Raw genomic sequence first — 15,383 nt, 5'->3', positions numbered from 1 at the left:
CCACGCGCCAGAAAAAGTGTGCCTAGCGCGTCCGCTTACTGTACGCCCGGGCAAATGACTTGCCCATCGGTGGGATCATGGAGGCGATGCCATCCACTGATCCCGCAGGCTCCACCCTGTCCACGTTCGCATCGTTTCGACGCCTCCTGCCCTACGTCCGGCCCGCCATCCCGCGCCTGGCCGGCGGCCTCCTGTCCGCCCTCGGCGCGAGCCTCGCGGCCCTCGCGATCCCGTACGTCCTGCAGTACGTCGTCGACGGCCCGCTGACCCGCGGCATGGCCTCGCACGACTGGACGGGCCTGGCCTGGTCCGTCGTGCTGGTGCTCGCGTTCGGGCTGGCCGAGGCCGGTCTCGTCGCGCTGCGCCGCACCCTGGTGATGTTCCCCGGCACGCGTGTCGAGCACACGATGCGCATGTCGATGCTCCGCCACCTGCAGGACCTGCCCGCCGCGTTCCACGACAAGTGGCCCGGCGGCCAGCTCCTGTCCCGCATCATGGGGGACCTCGGCCTGCTGCGCCGCTGGCTGATCTTCGGCCTGCTGCAGGTGGTGCTGAACGTCTGCACCATCGCCGTCGGCGTCGGCATCCTGGTCGCCACAGCCGGCTGGCTCGGGCTCGTCTACCTCGCCGGCGCCGTCCCGGTCACGGTCATCGTGTTCCGCTTCTCGCGGCGGTACCGCGTCATCTCGCGGCGCTCCCAGGACCAGTCCGGCGACCTGGCCAACACCGTCGAGGAGTCGGTGCACGGCATCCGCGTCCTCAAGGCCTTCGGCCGCGGCCGCGACGCCCTGCACTCCTTCACCGGCCAGGCCGACACCCTGCGCCGCACCGAGATGCACAAGGCGTCCGTGGACGCGGGCCTCATGACGGCGCTGACCCTGATCCCCGAGGTCACGCTCGGCGTCTGCCTCATGATCGGCGTGTGGCTGACCGGCACCGGGCAGATGACCGTCGGGGACCTGGTGCTGTTCTTCGCCACGACCGCCGTCGTCAACGGTCCCGTGGTCGACCTCGGCATGACGCTGTCCATGACGCTCAACGCCCGCACCGCCGTCGACCGGTACTTCGAGGTGATGGAGACCGCGCCGGACCTCACCGATCCCGAGCACCCGGTCGTGCCCGCCGCCGAGGCCCGCGGCGACGTCGCGCTCCGGGACGTCGCCTTCGCCTACCCCGACGCGCACACCGACGTGCTGCGCGGCGTCGACCTCGACCTCCCCGCCGGTACGACGACGGCCCTGGTGGGCCTCACCGGCTCCGGCAAGTCCACCCTCGCGATGCTCGTGCCGCGCATCTACGACGTCACCGGCGGCCGGGTGCTGCTCGACGGCGTCGACGTGCGCGACCTGACGCGCCACGACCTGCGCCGCCACGTCGCCGTCGCGTTCGAGGACCCCACGCTGTTCTCCGCGTCCGTGCGGGAGAACGTGCTCCTCGGCGTCCCCGAGGACGGTCCGCACGCCGTCCCCGAGGCCGAACGGACCCGGCGCCTGCACGAGGCCGTCGAGGTCGCCCAGGCCGGCTTCGTCCACGACCTGCCCGACGGCCTCGAGACGCGCATCGGCGAGGAGGGCCTGTCCCTGTCCGGCGGGCAGCGCCAGCGCCTCGCCCTGGCGCGCGCCATCGCCGCCCGCCCGCGCGTGCTCGTGCTGGACGACCCGCTGTCCGCGCTCGACGTGACCACCGAGGAGGCCGTCACCACCCGCCTCGAACAGGTCCTGGAGGGCACCACGACGCTCGTCATCGCCCACCGGCCCTCCACCGTCGCCCTCGCCGACCGCGTCGCCGTCCTGGCCGACGGCCGGATCACCGCCGTCGGCCCGCACAGCGAGCTGCTCGCCACGAGCGCCCACTACCGGCACATCATCTCGAGCCTCGAGGAGGACTACGTGACGCACGACCATCCCGGGTGCCGGCCGGCCCAGGGCTCCGCCCACGACGAGGCGGTGAACGCATGAGCGCCCCCGCCGCCACGGACCGCCGACGTCCCACGGACGCGGACCACGACGACGAGACCCGGCTCGACCGCGCCACCTCCCGTACCGTCCGGCGCCGTTCCATCGCGCTGCTCGGTAACCTCCTGCGGCCGCACACCCGCACCCTGGTCTGGGCCGGCGTCCTCGTCACCGCGTCCACGGCGACCCAGGTCGCCGGGCCGTGGCTCGTCTCGCTCGCCATCGACCGTGCCCTGCCCGCCCTGCCCGACGACGTCGTGCCGCTCGCCGTCATCGGCGGCGCCTACCTGGCCGCCGCCGTCATCGCCGGCGTCACGATCGGCGCCTACCGCCGGGTCGCCGCCAGGATCGCCCAGAACGTGCTGCTGGAGCTGCGCCGCCGTGTCTTCCGCCAGACCCAGCGCCTCAGCCTCGAGTTCCACGAGTCCTACACCTCGGGGCGCATCATCGCGCGGCAGACCTCCGACCTCGAGGCCCTGCGCGAGCTGCTCGACGGCGGACTCGTCGGCGTCATCTCGTCCCTCCTGGTCATGCTGTTCACCGCGATCGGGCTCACGATCCTGGACCCGCTGTCCGGGCTCGTCCTCGCGGTCGGGCTCGTGCCCGCCTGGTTCCTCGTGCGGTGGTTCCAGAAGCACTCCCAGGCCGCCTACCGCGAGCAGCGCACCTGGTCGGCACGCCTCATCGTGAAGTTCGTCGAGACGATGACGGGCATCCGCGCCGTGCAGGCGTTCCACCGCGAGCACACCACCGAGGCCGACTACGACCGCATCGGCGAGGCGTACCGCGACGCGAACCTCCGCATCTTCGGCATCAACGGCCGGTTCGCCCCCGGCCTCCTGCTCATCGGCAACATGACCGTGGTCGTCGCGCTCGCCGTGGGCGGCTGGCGGGCGTTGACCGGGTCCCTCGCGGTCGGCGTGCTGATCGCCGTGCTGCTGTACGTGAAGCGGTTCTTCGCGCCGATCCAGCAGATCGGGATGTTCTACAACGCGTTCCAGTCCGCGGCGGCGGCGCTGGAGAAGGTGTCGGGGCTGCTGGCGGAGGAACCGACCGTCGTCGAGCCGGAGCGGCCGGCCGACCTGCCGCGGCCGCGCGGCGAGCTGCGGCTCGACGACGTGCGCTTCGGCTACGGCGACGGGCCGGTGGTCCTGCCGGGCCTCGACCTGACGATCCCCGCCGGGCAGACGGTCGCCCTGGTCGGCACCACCGGTGCGGGCAAGTCCACGATCGCGAAGCTGGTGACGCGGTTCTACGACGCGACCGCGGGGCGCGTGCTGCTCGACGGCGTCGACGTGCGCGACATCGCCGCACCGGTGCTGCGCCGCAACGTGGTCATGGTGACGCAGGAGGCGTACCTGTTCAGCGGGTCCGTCGCCGAGAACATCGCGCTCGGGCGGCCCGACGCGACGCCCGAGCAGATCGAGGCGGCCGCGCGCGCCGTCGGCGCGCACGAGTTCGTCACGGCCATGCCGGACGGCTACGACACCGAGGTGAACAAGCGCGGCGGGCGGGTGTCGGCGGGGCAGAAGCAGCTGCTGTCGTTCGCGCGCGCGTTCCTGGCGGACCCGACGGTGCTGGTGCTCGACGAGGCGACGTCGTCCCTCGACCTCCCGGGGGAGCGGCTGGTGCAGCGAGGTCTGCAGACGCTGCTGGCGGACCGCACCGCGATCATCATCGCCCACCGGCTGTCGACCGTCGACATCGCCGACCGGGTGCTCGTGCTGGAGGACGGCCAGGTGCTGGAGGACGGCAGCCCCGACGAGCTGGTGCGGCGCGGCGGCCGGTTCGCCGCGCTGGACGCGGCCTGGCAGGAGTCGCTGGTCTGACGCGCGGGGCCCGGGCGCCGCACGACGGGCCCGGCGTCCCGCCCGGTCAGGCGAAGTGCCGTGCCCGCGCCGGCGGCGCCGCCGGGTAGGAGCCCGTGAGGGTGGTCTCCGGCGGGACGTGCGACGGGGGCGCCCAGGCCGGCAGCGGCTCGGGCACGGCACGCGGGGCGGCGCGTGGAGCGGGCGCGGGGTTGCTCGGCGGCGACTGGTACGCGGCCGGTGCCTGGTACGGGGCGGGGGCCGGGTTGCGCGGCGCGGGCGCCTGCGGTGTCGGCGCGGACAGGGCCGAGGGCGCGTAGGGCGCCGACGGTGCGTACGGCGCCCGCGGGGTCGGCGTGGACCAGATCCGCGGCTCGTACGGCTCGGGCGCTGCGGGCGCAGCGTGCGCGCCCTGGCGCGGGGGCGAGTACTGCGTGGGGTACTGGGCGGAGTGCTGCGCCGGCTGCTGGGTGTACGCCGGTGCGGCGGGCAGCGCGGGCCGCGCGGCCAGGCGCAGCTCGTGGTGGATGCGCCCGGCGAGGCTGGCCGCGATCGCGAAGCGCAGCGGGGCCAGGTTCGCCACGGCCATGGAGCCGGTCACCGCCGGCGGGGGGAGGAAGGCGAAGACCTCGTCGTCGGCGATCGACATGCCGCGGCTCTCGGCCTGGTGCAGCGTCTCCTCCAGCAGGTACTCGGCGCGCCCGTCCGCCGACTCGAGCTCGGCGAACATCTCGTCCATGGAGCGCCAGCGCAGCTCCAGCGTGCCCTCCACGGTGTCCAGGAACCACCAGCCGGTCCGGGACTCCAGGAACATGTCACCGAAGCACGAGGCGAACCGGGGCACCTGATCGGTGACGCCCAGCCAGCCCCAGGACGACAGGGCGAAGTCGTAGGCGGCCGGGCTGAACTCACGGATCAGGTGCACACCCTGATGTTGCCATGATCACACTCTGAAAAAAAGGACTGGGACGGACATATCACGTTTGAGTGAAGTCGTTTTACGAGAGCGTTACACGCTATCGAGCCGCAGCGGTCGTACGACGACGCGCGGCTCCTCGCGCACCCACCACCGTCCGGTCTCGCGCCGCTCCGCGGGAGTGGTGTACCGGTAGTGCCAGGCCACCGCCCGGACCCAGCGGGGACGGTCGCCGTCGAACGGGTCGGTGCGCAGCAGCCGGAGCGTGGGCGGGTCGGCCTCCAGGAGGCGGCGCAGCAGCACGGTGAACCAGTCCGACGCGTGCCCGAGCGGCAGGAACCACATCTGCCAGTCGAGCCGCAGGTGGTAGGGCGCCCACTGTCGCGGGCGGCGGGCCGGGTCGCCGGGCTTGCCGCGGAACTCGTACTCGCGCCACACGGCGGGGTCGCCGGGCACGGTGTCCGCCGCGGCCCCGAGGGCGTCGGCGGAGGTGCCCTCGACGACGATCTCGATCCGGCGCTTCGTCATCGACCCGAACGCGCCGTAGGCGTTGACGAGCCGGAACGGCTCGAACGAGGCGTTCATGCGCTGGCGTGCGGAGGCGAGGTTCCGCGCGGGCCGCACGGACAGGACGGCCAGCAGCAGCATCGCCGCGCCGACCACGGCCGCCTGCGCCACCGACGGTGCCGTGACCGGTGCGTCCCCGGCGGCGGGCAGCAGCCCTGTCCGGCCCAGCAGCCACGCCCACGTCCCGTCGGACACGACGCCGAGCCCGAGCAGGATCGTGGCCCAGTTGAGCCACGCGAAGTTCCCGGTGGCCACGAGCCAGCCCTGCGTGAGGACGACGACGAGGCCCGCGGCGGACGCGAACGGCTGGGGCAGGAGCAGCAGCCACGGCACGCCGAGCTGGGTGACGTGGTTCCCGACGACCTCGAACCGGTGCCACCAGCGCGGCAGGTGGTGGGCGTGCCAGGAGAACGGCCCGGGCATCGGCTGGGTCTCGTGGTGGTGGTCGAGAGCGGTCAGGTCGCGCCAGGCGGGGTCGCCGCGCCACTTGATGAGGCCGGCGCCGAGCTCGACGCGGAACAGGAGCCAGCGCACGGCGAGGAACGCCACGACCGGGGACGCCCCCGGCGAGCCCAGGAACGCGACGAGGAACCCGGCCTCGCACAGCAGCGTCTCCCAGCCGAACCCGTAGAACCGTCCGCCGGCGTTCACCACCGACAGGTACCCGGCCCACAGGGCGCCGAGACAGAGCATCGGTACCCACCAGGGCCCGGCCCGCGGCAGCCCGGCCGCGACGGCGGCGCCGAGGACCGTCCCGCACCAGGCGACGACCGCCAGGAGCCGGTCGGAGTACCGCACCCGGAAGAGGCTGGGCCCGTCGCGCCAGGTGGTGGCGGCGAGGCGGCGGGGTGCGGGGGTGATGCCGTGCGTGCCGCACAGGGGGCGGAACTGGCGCAGCACGCCCCAGAACGCGACGACGTAGAGGGCTCCGAAGCCGCGCTGGAGCACCTCGCGCGCGACGTCGTAGTCGGTGGTGGTCCACCAGGTCGTCCAGTCGGGCACGGCGGCGCTCCTCGTGGCTGTGCGGCGGGTGCTACGACACCGCGGCGAGCTGGTCCTCGTCGGCGAACCGGCGCCCGACCTCGGCCAGCCGGGAGATGAGCTCGCGGGCGGGCGGCGTGGGCGCACCGATGGTGAGGGCCATGATGCGCCGGACGGCCCCGGCCAGCGGCGCGGTGACGATGCCGGGGTCGCGGTGGGCCCGGAGCGTGAGCGCGGGCACGGTGCTGACGCCGGCCCCGGAGGCGACGAGCGCCTGGATGGCGACGTAGTCGTCCGTCTCGAACGCGATGCGCGGGGCGAAGCCCGCCTGGGCGCAGCGGGCCATGAGGTCGGCGCGGCAGCGCTCGCAGCCGGCGATCCAGTCGGCGTCCGACAGGGTGGCCAGCGACGGCGCCTGGCAGATGCCGTCGTGCACGTCGGCGGGGGCGTCGGACAGGGGCTGGACGAGGTGCACCGGCTCGTCGAACACGTCGGTCACCTCGAAGCGGGACAGGTCCTCGATGCTGCGGGTGTGCGCGACGTCGGTGTGCTCGAACACGAGCGCGACGTCCACCTTCCCGGCGCGCAGCGCGTCGACGGCCTCCGGCGGCTCTGCCTCCAGCAGGCTGACCGCCAGCCCGGGATGGTCCGTGCGGAGGGTCGCGACGGCGGCCGGGACGATGGTGGCCAGCGCGGAGGGGAAGGCGGCGAGCCGGGCGCGCCCGGCTCGCATCTCGGCGAGGGCCTCCAGCTCCCTGGCGGCGCCGTCGACGCGGGCCAGGATCTCCTCGGCACGGTCGGCCAGGAGCCGGCCGGCCTCCGTGAGCCGGACGCCGCGCCCGGCGCGCTGGAGCAGCGGGATGCCCGCCTCGGACTCGAGGCGGGACAGGTGGTGGCTGACCGACGGCTGTGCGTAGCCGAGCTCGCGGGCGGCCGACGTCACCGAGCCGGTGCGTGCGACGGCCGCGAGCACGCGCAACCGGGTCAGGTCGAGGTCTGCGGGCATGGCACCAGCCTACGCCTGTCGCATCGGTGAATGCTATGTGTTCTGACGAAACCTCGTATTGGACCTATGGGTCGGGCGCGAGGCAGAGTGATGGGCATGTCCGCAGCAGCCCCGATCGCCCTGCCCCCGACCGCCTCGTCCGCCGTGCCCGCGGTGCCCCGGATGCACGACGTCCTGGCCGCACGGGCACGGATCGAGCCCCTCGTGGTGCGCACCCCGGCCACCTCCTACGCCGGCCTCGACGACGCCACCGGCGCGAGCGTCGTCGTCAAGCACGAGAACCTGCAGCACACCGGCGCGTTCAAGGTGCGCGGCGCCCTCAACCTCCTGCTGTCGATGACGCCCGAGGAGCGCGAGCGCGGCGTCGTCGCCTACTCCACCGGGAACCACGCCCAGGCGCAGGCCTACGCCGCCCGCCACACGGGCGCGCCCGCCACCATCTTCATGCCCGCCGGTCCCACGCCCCCGAACCCCGTCAAGGAGCGCGCCGTGCGCGCGCTGGGCGCCCGCGTCGAGCTCGTGGGCGAGTCCCTCATCGAGGCCGCCGGCCACGCCGCCCGCCTCGCCGCGTCGACCGGCGCCCGGCTCGTGTCCGCCGCGAACGAGCCCGCGCTCGTCGCGGGCGTCGCCACCTGCTACCTCGAGCTGTTCGAGCAGGATCCCGGCCTCGACACGATCGTGGTGCCCGTCGGCGCGGGCTCCGGCGCCGCGGCCGCCTGCCTCGTGGCCGCCGCCGTCGCGCCGCACGTCGAGATCGTCGGCGTCCAGTCCGCCGCAGCCCGGGCCGCGCACGACTCCTGGGCCGCCGGCGAGCTGGTCGAGCGCCCCGCCGCCACCCGCGCCGAAGGGCTCTCCGTCGGCGCCGGCTTCAGTCTCACCCAGGCTGTCCTGCGCGAGCACCTCGCCGACTTCCTGCTCGTGTCCGACGACGACATCACCGCCGCCCAGCACACCTACCTCACCGCGGCGCGCACCGTGGCCGAGGGGGCCGGCGCGGCAGCCCTCGCCGCCGTCGTGCGGCATCCCGCGCGCTTCGCCGGCCGCCGCGTCGGCGTCGTCTGCACCGGCGGCAACGCGTCGGCAGCCGAGCTCCGCCGGGCCCTCGTGCCGCCGAGCGGCATGGCGCAGCAGAACGGTGCGGGGGAGTAGTAGCGTCGGCCCATGGCCCAATACCTCGAGGTCCACCCCGTCGACCCGCAGCCGCGCAGCATCAGCCGCACCGTCTCGGTCCTGCACGACGGCGGCCTCGTCGCCTACCCGACGGACTCCGGCTACGCGCTCGGCGCCACCATGGGCAACCACGACGCCGTGCGCCGCATCCGCGAGATCCGCCGCCTCGACGCCCACCACCACTACACCCTGGTGTGCGCCGACTTCGCCCAGCTCGGCCAGCTCGTCAAGCTCGACAACAACGCCTTCCGCGCCATCAAGGCCGCCACGCCAGGCCCGTACACGTTCATCCTCCCCGCGACCGCCGAGGTGCCCCGCCGCCTCGCGCACCCGCGCAAGAAGACCGTCGGCGTCCGCATCCCCGACCACCGCGTCGTGGCCGCCCTCCTGCGCGAGCTCGGCGAGCCCCTGCTCTCGGCCACCCTCATCCTGCCCGGCGAGACCGAACCCCTCACCGACGGCTACACCGTCTCGGAGACCCTCGGCAAGGTCATCGACGTCGTGCTCGACGACGGCCAGGCCGGCGCACCCGAGCCCACCACCGTCGTCGACTGGTCCGGCGGCTACCCCGACGTCGTGCGCGAGGGCGCCGGAGACCCGGAACGCTTCGCCTGACGAGCACCCGGCGACCCGGCTCCACCACGTCGCATAACCTGGGCGGCATGAGCGATGCGACCGCACAGCCGCACGGCCTGCAGCAGGCACGGGCCAAGATGACCGAGGCGGGCGTCGCGCCCGCCGCCGTCGAGACCTTCACCCGGTTCTACGGGATCCTCACCTCCGGCGAGACCGGCCTCGTCCGCGAGGACGACGTCGAGCCCCTCACCGGCATCCCGCGCCACGCCGACCTCGACATCGACCCCCGGGCCGCCGCCGACGCCCTCGGCAGGACCGCCGTCTGCAAGCTCAACGGCGGCCTCGGCACCTCGATGGGCATGGACCGCGCCAAGAGCCTCCTGCCCGTCCGGGACGCCGGAGGCAGGACCCTCAGCTTCCTCGACATCATCGCCGGCCAGATCCGCGCCGCCCGCCGCGCCACCGGCGCCCGCCTCCCGCTCATCCTCATGGACTCCTTCCGCACCAGCGAGGACACGCTGGCCGCGCTCGCGGGGTACCCCGACCTGGCCGTCGACGGCCTGCCCCTGGACTTCCTCCAGAACCGTGAGCCGAAGCTCCTCGCCGACACCCTCGAACCCGTCGAGTGGGCCGCCGACCCGACCCTCGAGTGGTGCCCGCCCGGGCACGGCGACCTCTACGCCGCCCTGCACGCGAACGGGATCGTCACCGCGCTCCTGGACGCCGGCTTCCGCTACCTCTCGGTCTCCAACTCCGACAACCTCGGCGCCGCCCCCGACGCCGACATCGCCGGCTGGTTCGCCGCCTCCGGCGCCCCGTACGCGGCCGAGATGTGCGCCAAGACCCCCGCCGACGTCAAGGGCGGCCAGCTCGTGCGCCGCCGGTCCGACGGCCGCATCGTGCAGCGCGAGACCGCCCAGACCCACCCGGACGACCTCGCCCACGCCCTCGACGCGACCCGCCACCCGTACTTCCACACCAACAACCTCTGGTTCGACCTGGAGGCGCTCGGCGCGGAGCTGGAGCGTACCGGCGGCGTCCTGGAGCTCCCGCTCATCCGCAACGAGAAGACGGTCGACCCGTCGGACGCCTCCTCGCCCGCCGTCGTGCAGATCGAGTCCGCCATGGGCGCCGCCGTGCGCGTCTTCGAGGGTGCGACGGCGATCGACGTGCCCCGCAGCCGCTTCCTGCCGGTCAAGACGACCAACGACCTGCTGCTGCTCCGCTCCGACGTGTACGAGCTCGGCGACGACTACCGGCTGAACGCCACGTTCGACGCCGGCGCCGGCGAGTCCGCCCCGCTCGTCGACCTGGACAAGCGCTACTACAAGCTCATCGACGACTTCAGCGCCCGCTTCGAGGCCGGCGCGCCCTCGCTCGCCGCGGCCGAGTCCCTCACGGTCGCCGGCAACTGGACCTTCGGCTCCGGGGTGACGGCCGTCGGCAAGGCAGCCCTGCCCGAGCTGCCCGGCCTGCCCGGCGAGGCGACGCCCGGCCGCGTGCCCGACGGCGCCACCGTGGGGGCCGACGGCATCGTCTGACCACGCCGCGGGGGCGGCGTCGCGGGCGGGTGCCGCCCGGCGGCGCCGCACTTTGCGGGACCCTGTCGGCCTCCTGGTATACGTTGGCCGCGAGAGCCTGAGACATGCACCCGCGACGTGCACCCGAGACGTGCGGCGGGTCGAGCGGAAAGAGCGGTCATGGACATCGGAGCAGTCATCGTGCTGGCGATCGTCGTCGTCATCCTCCTCGTGCTGGCGTTCTGGGCGGTCGGGATCTACAACGGCCTCGTCCGCGCTCGCAACGCCTACAAGAACGCGTGGGCGCAGGTCGACGTCCAGGTCAAACGGCGCCACGACCTCATCCCGAACATCGTCGAGATGGCCAAGGGATCCCTCGTCCACGAGCGCTCCACCCTCGAGGCCGTCATCCAGGCCCGGTCGCAGGCCGTGAACGCGCAGTCCGCCGCCAACGCCGACCCCGGCGACCCTGCGGCGATGCAGGCGCTCGCCGAGGGCGAGAACATGCTCACCCAGGCCATGGGCCGGTTCATCGCCCTCACCGAGAGCTACCCGGACCTCAAGGCCAACCAGACCCTCCTGCAGGCGATGGAAGACCTGCGCTCCACGGAGAACAAGGTCGCGTTCGCCCGCCAGGCGTTCAACGACGGCGTCATGTTCTACAACAACAAGCGTGAGGTGTTCCCGGCCAGCCTGATCGCCGGGCCCTTCGGCTTCACCGAGGCCGCGCTGTTCGAGATCGAGGACCCGGCCGAGCGCGAGGCGCCGCAGGTGGACCTGGGCCTGCCCGACTACCCCGCCTGAGCGCCGGATGAACTTCTTCGAGCGACAGCGGCAGCTCCGCCGGATGTCCGCGCGCCTCGTCCTGCTCTTCGCGCTCGCCGTCGCCGGGACCGTGGCGGTGGTGGACCTCGCCGTCTGGTTCGCGATCGGCGTCGGGTCGCCCGCCGAGACCGTCGCGGTGTCGCTCACCGTGGCGAGCGTGCTCACGGTGGCGCTCATCGGCCTGTCGTCGCTGTTCAAGTCGATGTCGCTGCGCAACGGCGGCGGTGCGCGGGTGGCGGAGTCGCTGGGCGGGACGGCGGTCCCCGCCGACACGCGGGACCCGGACCTCCGGCGGCTGCGCAACGTGGTGGAGGAGATCGCGATCGCGTCCGGGACCCCCGTGCCCGCCCTGTACGTGCTGGAGCACGAGCGGGGGATCAACGCGTTCGCTGCCGGATGGTCGCCGTCCGACGCGGCGGTCGCCGTGACGCGGGGCTCCCTGAACCGGCTGAACCGCGACGAGCTGCAGGGCGTGATCGCGCACGAGTTCAGCCACGTCGTCAACGGGGACATGCGGCTCAACATCAAGCTGATGGGGCTGCTGTTCGGGCTGCTGGTGCTGTTCGTCACCGGCCGGGTGCTGACGATGGTGCGTGGAGGGAACCGCAACCCGGTGCCGCTGTTCGGCGTGGCGATGATCGCGGCCGGGCTGGTCGGGTACGGCGTCGGCAAGGTCATCCAGGCGGGGGTGTCGCGGCAGCGGGAGTACCTGGCGGACGCGTCCGCGGTGCAGTACACCCGCCAGACCGCCGGCCTGGCGGGCGCGCTGAAGAAGATCGCGGGGCTGACGGAGAGCTCGGCGGTCCGCAGTCCCCGCGCGGACGAGGTCGGCCACATGCTGTTCGGCTCCGCCCGGGGGCTGAAGGGGCAGCTGCTCGCGACCCACCCGCCGCTGATCGACCGCATCCGGGTGCTGGAGCCGGGCACGAGCCCGGAGGACCTGGAGCGGCTGCGGCGGCAGTGGGCGACGAGCCCGCCGTCCGGCGCGGCGGAGGACCGCGCGCTGGGGCTCTCCGGGTCGCGGGGCGCCGGAGACGCAGGGGACGGAGGGGACGGACAGGAAGCTCCCCGGGTGCCGGCACCGGGCCCCGCGGCGGAGTCGGCGCCTACGAGTGCGGGCTCCGGCGGCTCCGCGCCGGAGCCCGCGTCGCGCGTCGCGCCGCCCGGGACGGTGCGTGCGGACCCGGCCGCCGTCGTCGCCGCGATCGGGAGTCTCGACCCCGAGGCGCTCCAGCAGGCGGGCAGCACGCTGGAGCGCATCCCCGAGCACCTGCGGACCGAGGCGCGCAGCCCGGAGGGCTCGGTGTCGCTGGTGCTCGGGCTGCTGCTGTCGGCCCGCCCGGACGTCCGGGCGGCCCAGCTGACGTCCGTGGAGCGACACTTCGGTGAGCCCGCCGCGGAAACGGTCCGGCGGGCGGTGCAGAGCCTGTCCGGTCTGCCCCCGGACCTGCGGCTGCCCCTGGCCGAGCTGGCGTTCCCCGCGCTGCAGCAGCGCGACGCCCCGCAGCAGGACGCGATCATGGCCACCGTGCACGACCTGGTGCGGGCCGACGGCAGGCTCGACGTCGTCGAGTACTGCCTGTCGCGGCTGCTGCAGGAGCAGCTCCACGAGGCGCGCCACCACCGCCCGTCCTGGGCGGGCCGCCGCTACCCGCACGCGGCGGTCCGGCACGCCACCGTCACCCTCCTCGCGGTCCTCGCCGACGCCGGGCACGAGGACCCGTCCACGGCCGGGCACGCGTTCGCGGCCGGGCTCGGCCGCCTCTACGGGCGGGGCGCCGGCGCGCCGTACGTCCCGCCTGCGGAGGGCGTCGCCGCGCTCGAGAAGGTCTGGGGCCCGCTCGACGCGATGGGCCCGGCGGCGAAGCAGCGCCTGGTCGAAGCGGTGGTCACCGTCGTCGGCGACGACGGGGAGCTCACCGTCCCCGAGCTGGAGCTGCTCCGCACGGTCTGCGGGATGCTCCGCTGCCCGCTCCCGCCGGTCGCCGTCTAGCCGGTCACCACCGCCGGTGCACGTCACCGCGCACGTCGACGACCCGGCTGTCGCCGACCTCGGGGGAGAGGGTGCCCGACGACGCGGCGGCGAGGTCCCCGCGCAAGGCCGCCAGGCGTGCCCCGGGCACGAGCAGGCGCAGCCTGGCGACCGTGTCGTACACGGGCTCCTCGACGACCGCGCCGTGCGACCCCGCCCAGTCGCGCAGCAGGTTGTCGATCCGGCCGGCGTCCGCGTGGGGGACCGGGACCTCGACCGCGTGCAGGATCTCGCGCCGCAGCACGATCCCGGCACCGGCCGCGACGTCCAGCGCCTCCGAGACCGCGCCCGAGTAGGCGCGCACCAGCCCGCCCGCGCCGAGCTTCACGCCGCCGAAGTACCGGGACACCACGGCGACGACGTCGGTCAGGTGCCGGTGCTTGAGCACCTCCAGCATGGGGACGCCCGCGGTGCCGGACGGCTCGCCGTCGTCGGAGGACCGGGCGTGGTCGGCGCGGACGCCGAGCACCATGGCGAGGCAGTGGTGCCGCGCGTCCCAGTGCTGCTTGCGCAGCCGGGCGACGACGGCGTCGGCCCCGGTGCCGTCGGCGACGGGAGCGACGTGGGCCAGGAACCGGGACTTCTTGATCACCAGCTCGTGGTCGACCGGCCGGGCGAGCGTGCTGGGGAGTTCGGGCGCGGTCACGGCGCCGAGCCTACGTGAGGTGTCGTGACGTCCTGGAATTAATAGTGTGCCAAGCGTAGAATACATCCATGGCCAGTAAGAACAGCGCGTCACCAGAAGAGTCCAGGACACCAGGGGGTCCGACGGACGACGCCCGCTACCCGCGCCCTCCGGTCACGCTCGACGAGGCCGAGTGGGTCTGGCGCGAGCTCGCCACGGAGGCCGTGCGCCCGGGCGCGAAGCCGGAGACCGCCCGGCTCGCTGTCATCACGGGCCTGGTCCGCGCCACCGGCGCGCGGTACGGCGACCTGCTGCGGATACGGGTGGAGGACCTCGACCTGGGGCCGGACGCGGCCCGCGCCGGAGAGGGGGTCGCCACGGTGCGGCACGGCAAGCACCGCGTGGTGCGCAAGCACCGGCTGCCGTCCGACCTGGTGGTGCTGCTGAAGCACTGGATGTCGGTGCGCGAGGAGCTTGCCGTGGAGCTGGAGGGCTCGGTCCCGCGGGCGCTGCTGCTCACGGTGCACCACACGCACGACAACGGCACCACGGTCGCCAGCGGCCTCCCGATCACGCGCCAGGGCCTGGTCCTGTCGTGGCGGCGCTTCGTGCATCGCACCAACGCGAAGTACGGCGCGACCCGCCCACCGCTGCCCACCCGCTTCGAGCAGGTCCGGCGCGCCTGGACGGAGACGGGCGCGGAGCAGGAGCGGTAGGCGGGTCGCCGCCTGGCGTCAGGAGGTGCTGATCCCGAGCAGCGGTGCTGTCGCGCGGTGGGACGGGAGCTCGTGGAAGCCGTAGGCGTCGTAGAAGGCGCGGGCGCCCGTGTTGGCGGGGTCCATGCCGAGGTGCACGCCCGGGACGCCGCGGGCGGCGAGCTCCGTGCGCAGGGTGTCGAGCAGGCGGCGGCCGAGACCCTGGCGCTGGCCCTCGGGGAGGAGGTCGATGTGGAGGTGTGCCGGGTAGTCGGTGAGCTCCTCGTCCGTGATCCCGCGCACCATCCGGCCGCCGTCGCCGCCGTCGCGCACGAGTGCCGCCTCGCTGTACGCGAACGGGCGGCCCATCGGCCCGGGCGCCGGGTGGCGTGCCACGAACCCGGGTGCCCACTCGCGGGCCCACCACGTCGCGAACGCCCGGGTGTCGGCCACGGCGATGACATAGCCGACGGCAGAACCGTCGGCGGCCTCCACGACCCAGGCGAGGTCGGGGGCGTAGGTGACGTACGGAAGGCAGTACACGTCGGGCATGAGGAGGTCGTCGGAGTAGATGCCCGTGGCGTCCTGGCCCCCGGCGGCGGTCCGGACGCAGATCTCGGTCACTGCATCCCGGTCGTTGGCCTGGTAGGGCCGGATTGTTGATCCGCTGTCGCGGTGGTTGGCGATCACAGGGGAACGATATCGAT

13 protein-coding genes are annotated in these 15,383 nt (G+C 73.9%); 8 read left to right on the top strand and 5 right to left on the bottom strand.

Features of this window, described 5'->3' with window-relative positions; all coding sequences use genetic code 11:
- Nucleotides 1-86: 86 nt before the first annotated feature.
- Nucleotides 87-1,958, top strand: coding sequence for an ABC transporter ATP-binding protein (locus ACYU96_RS11120; protein WP_460753025.1), 1,872 nt, complete (start codon nt 87-89; stop codon nt 1,956-1,958).
- Complete coding sequence (locus ACYU96_RS11115; protein ID WP_460753022.1) at nt 1,955-3,784, top strand: ABC transporter ATP-binding protein; 1,830 nt, start codon at nt 1,955-1,957, stop codon at nt 3,782-3,784. Before ACYU96_RS11120 ends, ACYU96_RS11115 begins: the two co-directional genes overlap by 4 nt.
- Nucleotides 3,785-3,830: 46 nt before the next feature.
- Here ACYU96_RS11115 and ACYU96_RS11110 read toward each other — a convergent pair whose 3' ends face one another.
- The 3 genes from ACYU96_RS11110 to ACYU96_RS11100 form a co-directional block, all read right to left on the bottom strand.
- Entirely contained in the window at nt 3,831-4,688 is an 858-nt protein-coding gene (locus ACYU96_RS11110) for a hypothetical protein (protein WP_460753019.1), read from the bottom strand.
- An 84-nt stretch (nt 4,689-4,772) separates the two neighbouring features.
- Nucleotides 4,773-6,248: a lipase maturation factor family protein gene (locus ACYU96_RS11105; RefSeq protein WP_460753017.1), complete on the bottom strand. Its 1,476-nt coding sequence runs from the start codon at nt 6,246-6,248 to the stop codon at nt 4,773-4,775.
- 31 nt (nt 6,249-6,279) lie between these two features.
- Nucleotides 6,280-7,233, bottom strand: a complete 954-nt coding sequence (locus ACYU96_RS11100; RefSeq protein WP_460753014.1) for a LysR family transcriptional regulator — start codon at nt 7,231-7,233, stop codon at nt 6,280-6,282.
- A 96-nt stretch (nt 7,234-7,329) separates the two neighbouring features.
- Here ACYU96_RS11100 and ACYU96_RS11095 point away from each other — a divergent pair, with 96 nt between their 5' ends.
- From ACYU96_RS11095 to ACYU96_RS11075, 5 genes are all read left to right on the top strand, one after another.
- Complete coding sequence (locus tag ACYU96_RS11095; protein WP_460753011.1) at nt 7,330-8,382, top strand: threonine ammonia-lyase; 1,053 nt, start codon at nt 7,330-7,332, stop codon at nt 8,380-8,382.
- A 12-nt stretch (nt 8,383-8,394) separates the two neighbouring features.
- Nucleotides 8,395-9,018: an L-threonylcarbamoyladenylate synthase gene (locus tag ACYU96_RS11090; RefSeq protein ID WP_460753008.1), complete on the top strand. Its 624-nt coding sequence runs from the start codon at nt 8,395-8,397 to the stop codon at nt 9,016-9,018.
- Between the two features lie 47 nt (nt 9,019-9,065).
- On the top strand, nt 9,066-10,520 hold the full coding sequence (locus ACYU96_RS11085; RefSeq protein WP_460753005.1) for a UTP--glucose-1-phosphate uridylyltransferase: 1,455 nt from the start codon (nt 9,066-9,068) through the stop codon (nt 10,518-10,520).
- Nucleotides 10,521-10,679: 159 nt separating this feature from the next.
- Complete coding sequence (locus tag ACYU96_RS11080; protein WP_460753002.1) at nt 10,680-11,303, top strand: LemA family protein; 624 nt, start codon at nt 10,680-10,682, stop codon at nt 11,301-11,303.
- Nucleotides 11,304-11,310: 7 nt separating this feature from the next.
- A complete protein-coding gene (locus ACYU96_RS11075; RefSeq protein ID WP_460753000.1) occupies nt 11,311-13,317 on the top strand; it encodes a M48 family metalloprotease in 2,007 nt (668 codons plus the stop codon).
- 4 nt (nt 13,318-13,321) lie between these two features.
- Here the strand turns inward: ACYU96_RS11075 and ACYU96_RS11070 are convergent, their stop codons facing one another.
- On the bottom strand, nt 13,322-14,002 hold the full coding sequence (locus tag ACYU96_RS11070; RefSeq protein ID WP_460752997.1) for an IMPACT family protein: 681 nt from the start codon (nt 14,000-14,002) through the stop codon (nt 13,322-13,324).
- 68 nt (nt 14,003-14,070) lie between these two features.
- Here ACYU96_RS11070 and ACYU96_RS11065 point away from each other — a divergent pair, with 68 nt between their 5' ends.
- Nucleotides 14,071-14,697 (top strand): tyrosine-type recombinase/integrase, encoded by a 627-nt coding sequence (locus ACYU96_RS11065; protein WP_460752994.1) that lies wholly within the window; start codon nt 14,071-14,073, stop codon nt 14,695-14,697.
- An 18-nt stretch (nt 14,698-14,715) separates the two neighbouring features.
- On the opposite strand, the gene ACYU96_RS11060 is transcribed toward ACYU96_RS11065, so the two are convergent.
- Nucleotides 14,716-15,366 (bottom strand): GNAT family N-acetyltransferase, encoded by a 651-nt coding sequence (locus ACYU96_RS11060; RefSeq protein WP_460752991.1) that lies wholly within the window; start codon nt 15,364-15,366, stop codon nt 14,716-14,718.
- Nucleotides 15,367-15,383: the final 17 nt, after the last annotated feature.

The organism is Myceligenerans cantabricum, from assembly GCF_054777735.1.
Note: the sequence above shows the minus strand (reverse complement) of the source record. Positions and strands in the feature narration are given on the sequence as shown.

Coding starts and splice junctions, on each gene's coding strand:
- ACYU96_RS11120 (WP_460753025.1), top strand. CDS start 87: ATGCCATCCACTGATCCCGCAGGCTCCACCCTGTCCACGTTCGCATCG.
- ACYU96_RS11100 (WP_460753014.1), bottom strand. CDS start 7,233: ATGCCCGCAGACCTCGACCTGACCCGGTTGCGCGTGCTCGCGGCCGTC.
- ACYU96_RS11075 (WP_460753000.1), top strand. CDS start 11,311: ATGAACTTCTTCGAGCGACAGCGGCAGCTCCGCCGGATGTCCGCGCGC.
- ACYU96_RS11080 (WP_460753002.1), top strand. CDS start 10,680: ATGGACATCGGAGCAGTCATCGTGCTGGCGATCGTCGTCGTCATCCTC.
- ACYU96_RS11115 (WP_460753022.1), top strand. CDS start 1,955: ATGAGCGCCCCCGCCGCCACGGACCGCCGACGTCCCACGGACGCGGAC.
- ACYU96_RS11085 (WP_460753005.1), top strand. CDS start 9,066: ATGAGCGATGCGACCGCACAGCCGCACGGCCTGCAGCAGGCACGGGCC.
- ACYU96_RS11065 (WP_460752994.1), top strand. CDS start 14,071: ATGGCCAGTAAGAACAGCGCGTCACCAGAAGAGTCCAGGACACCAGGG.
- ACYU96_RS11090 (WP_460753008.1), top strand. CDS start 8,395: ATGGCCCAATACCTCGAGGTCCACCCCGTCGACCCGCAGCCGCGCAGC.
- ACYU96_RS11095 (WP_460753011.1), top strand. CDS start 7,330: ATGTCCGCAGCAGCCCCGATCGCCCTGCCCCCGACCGCCTCGTCCGCC.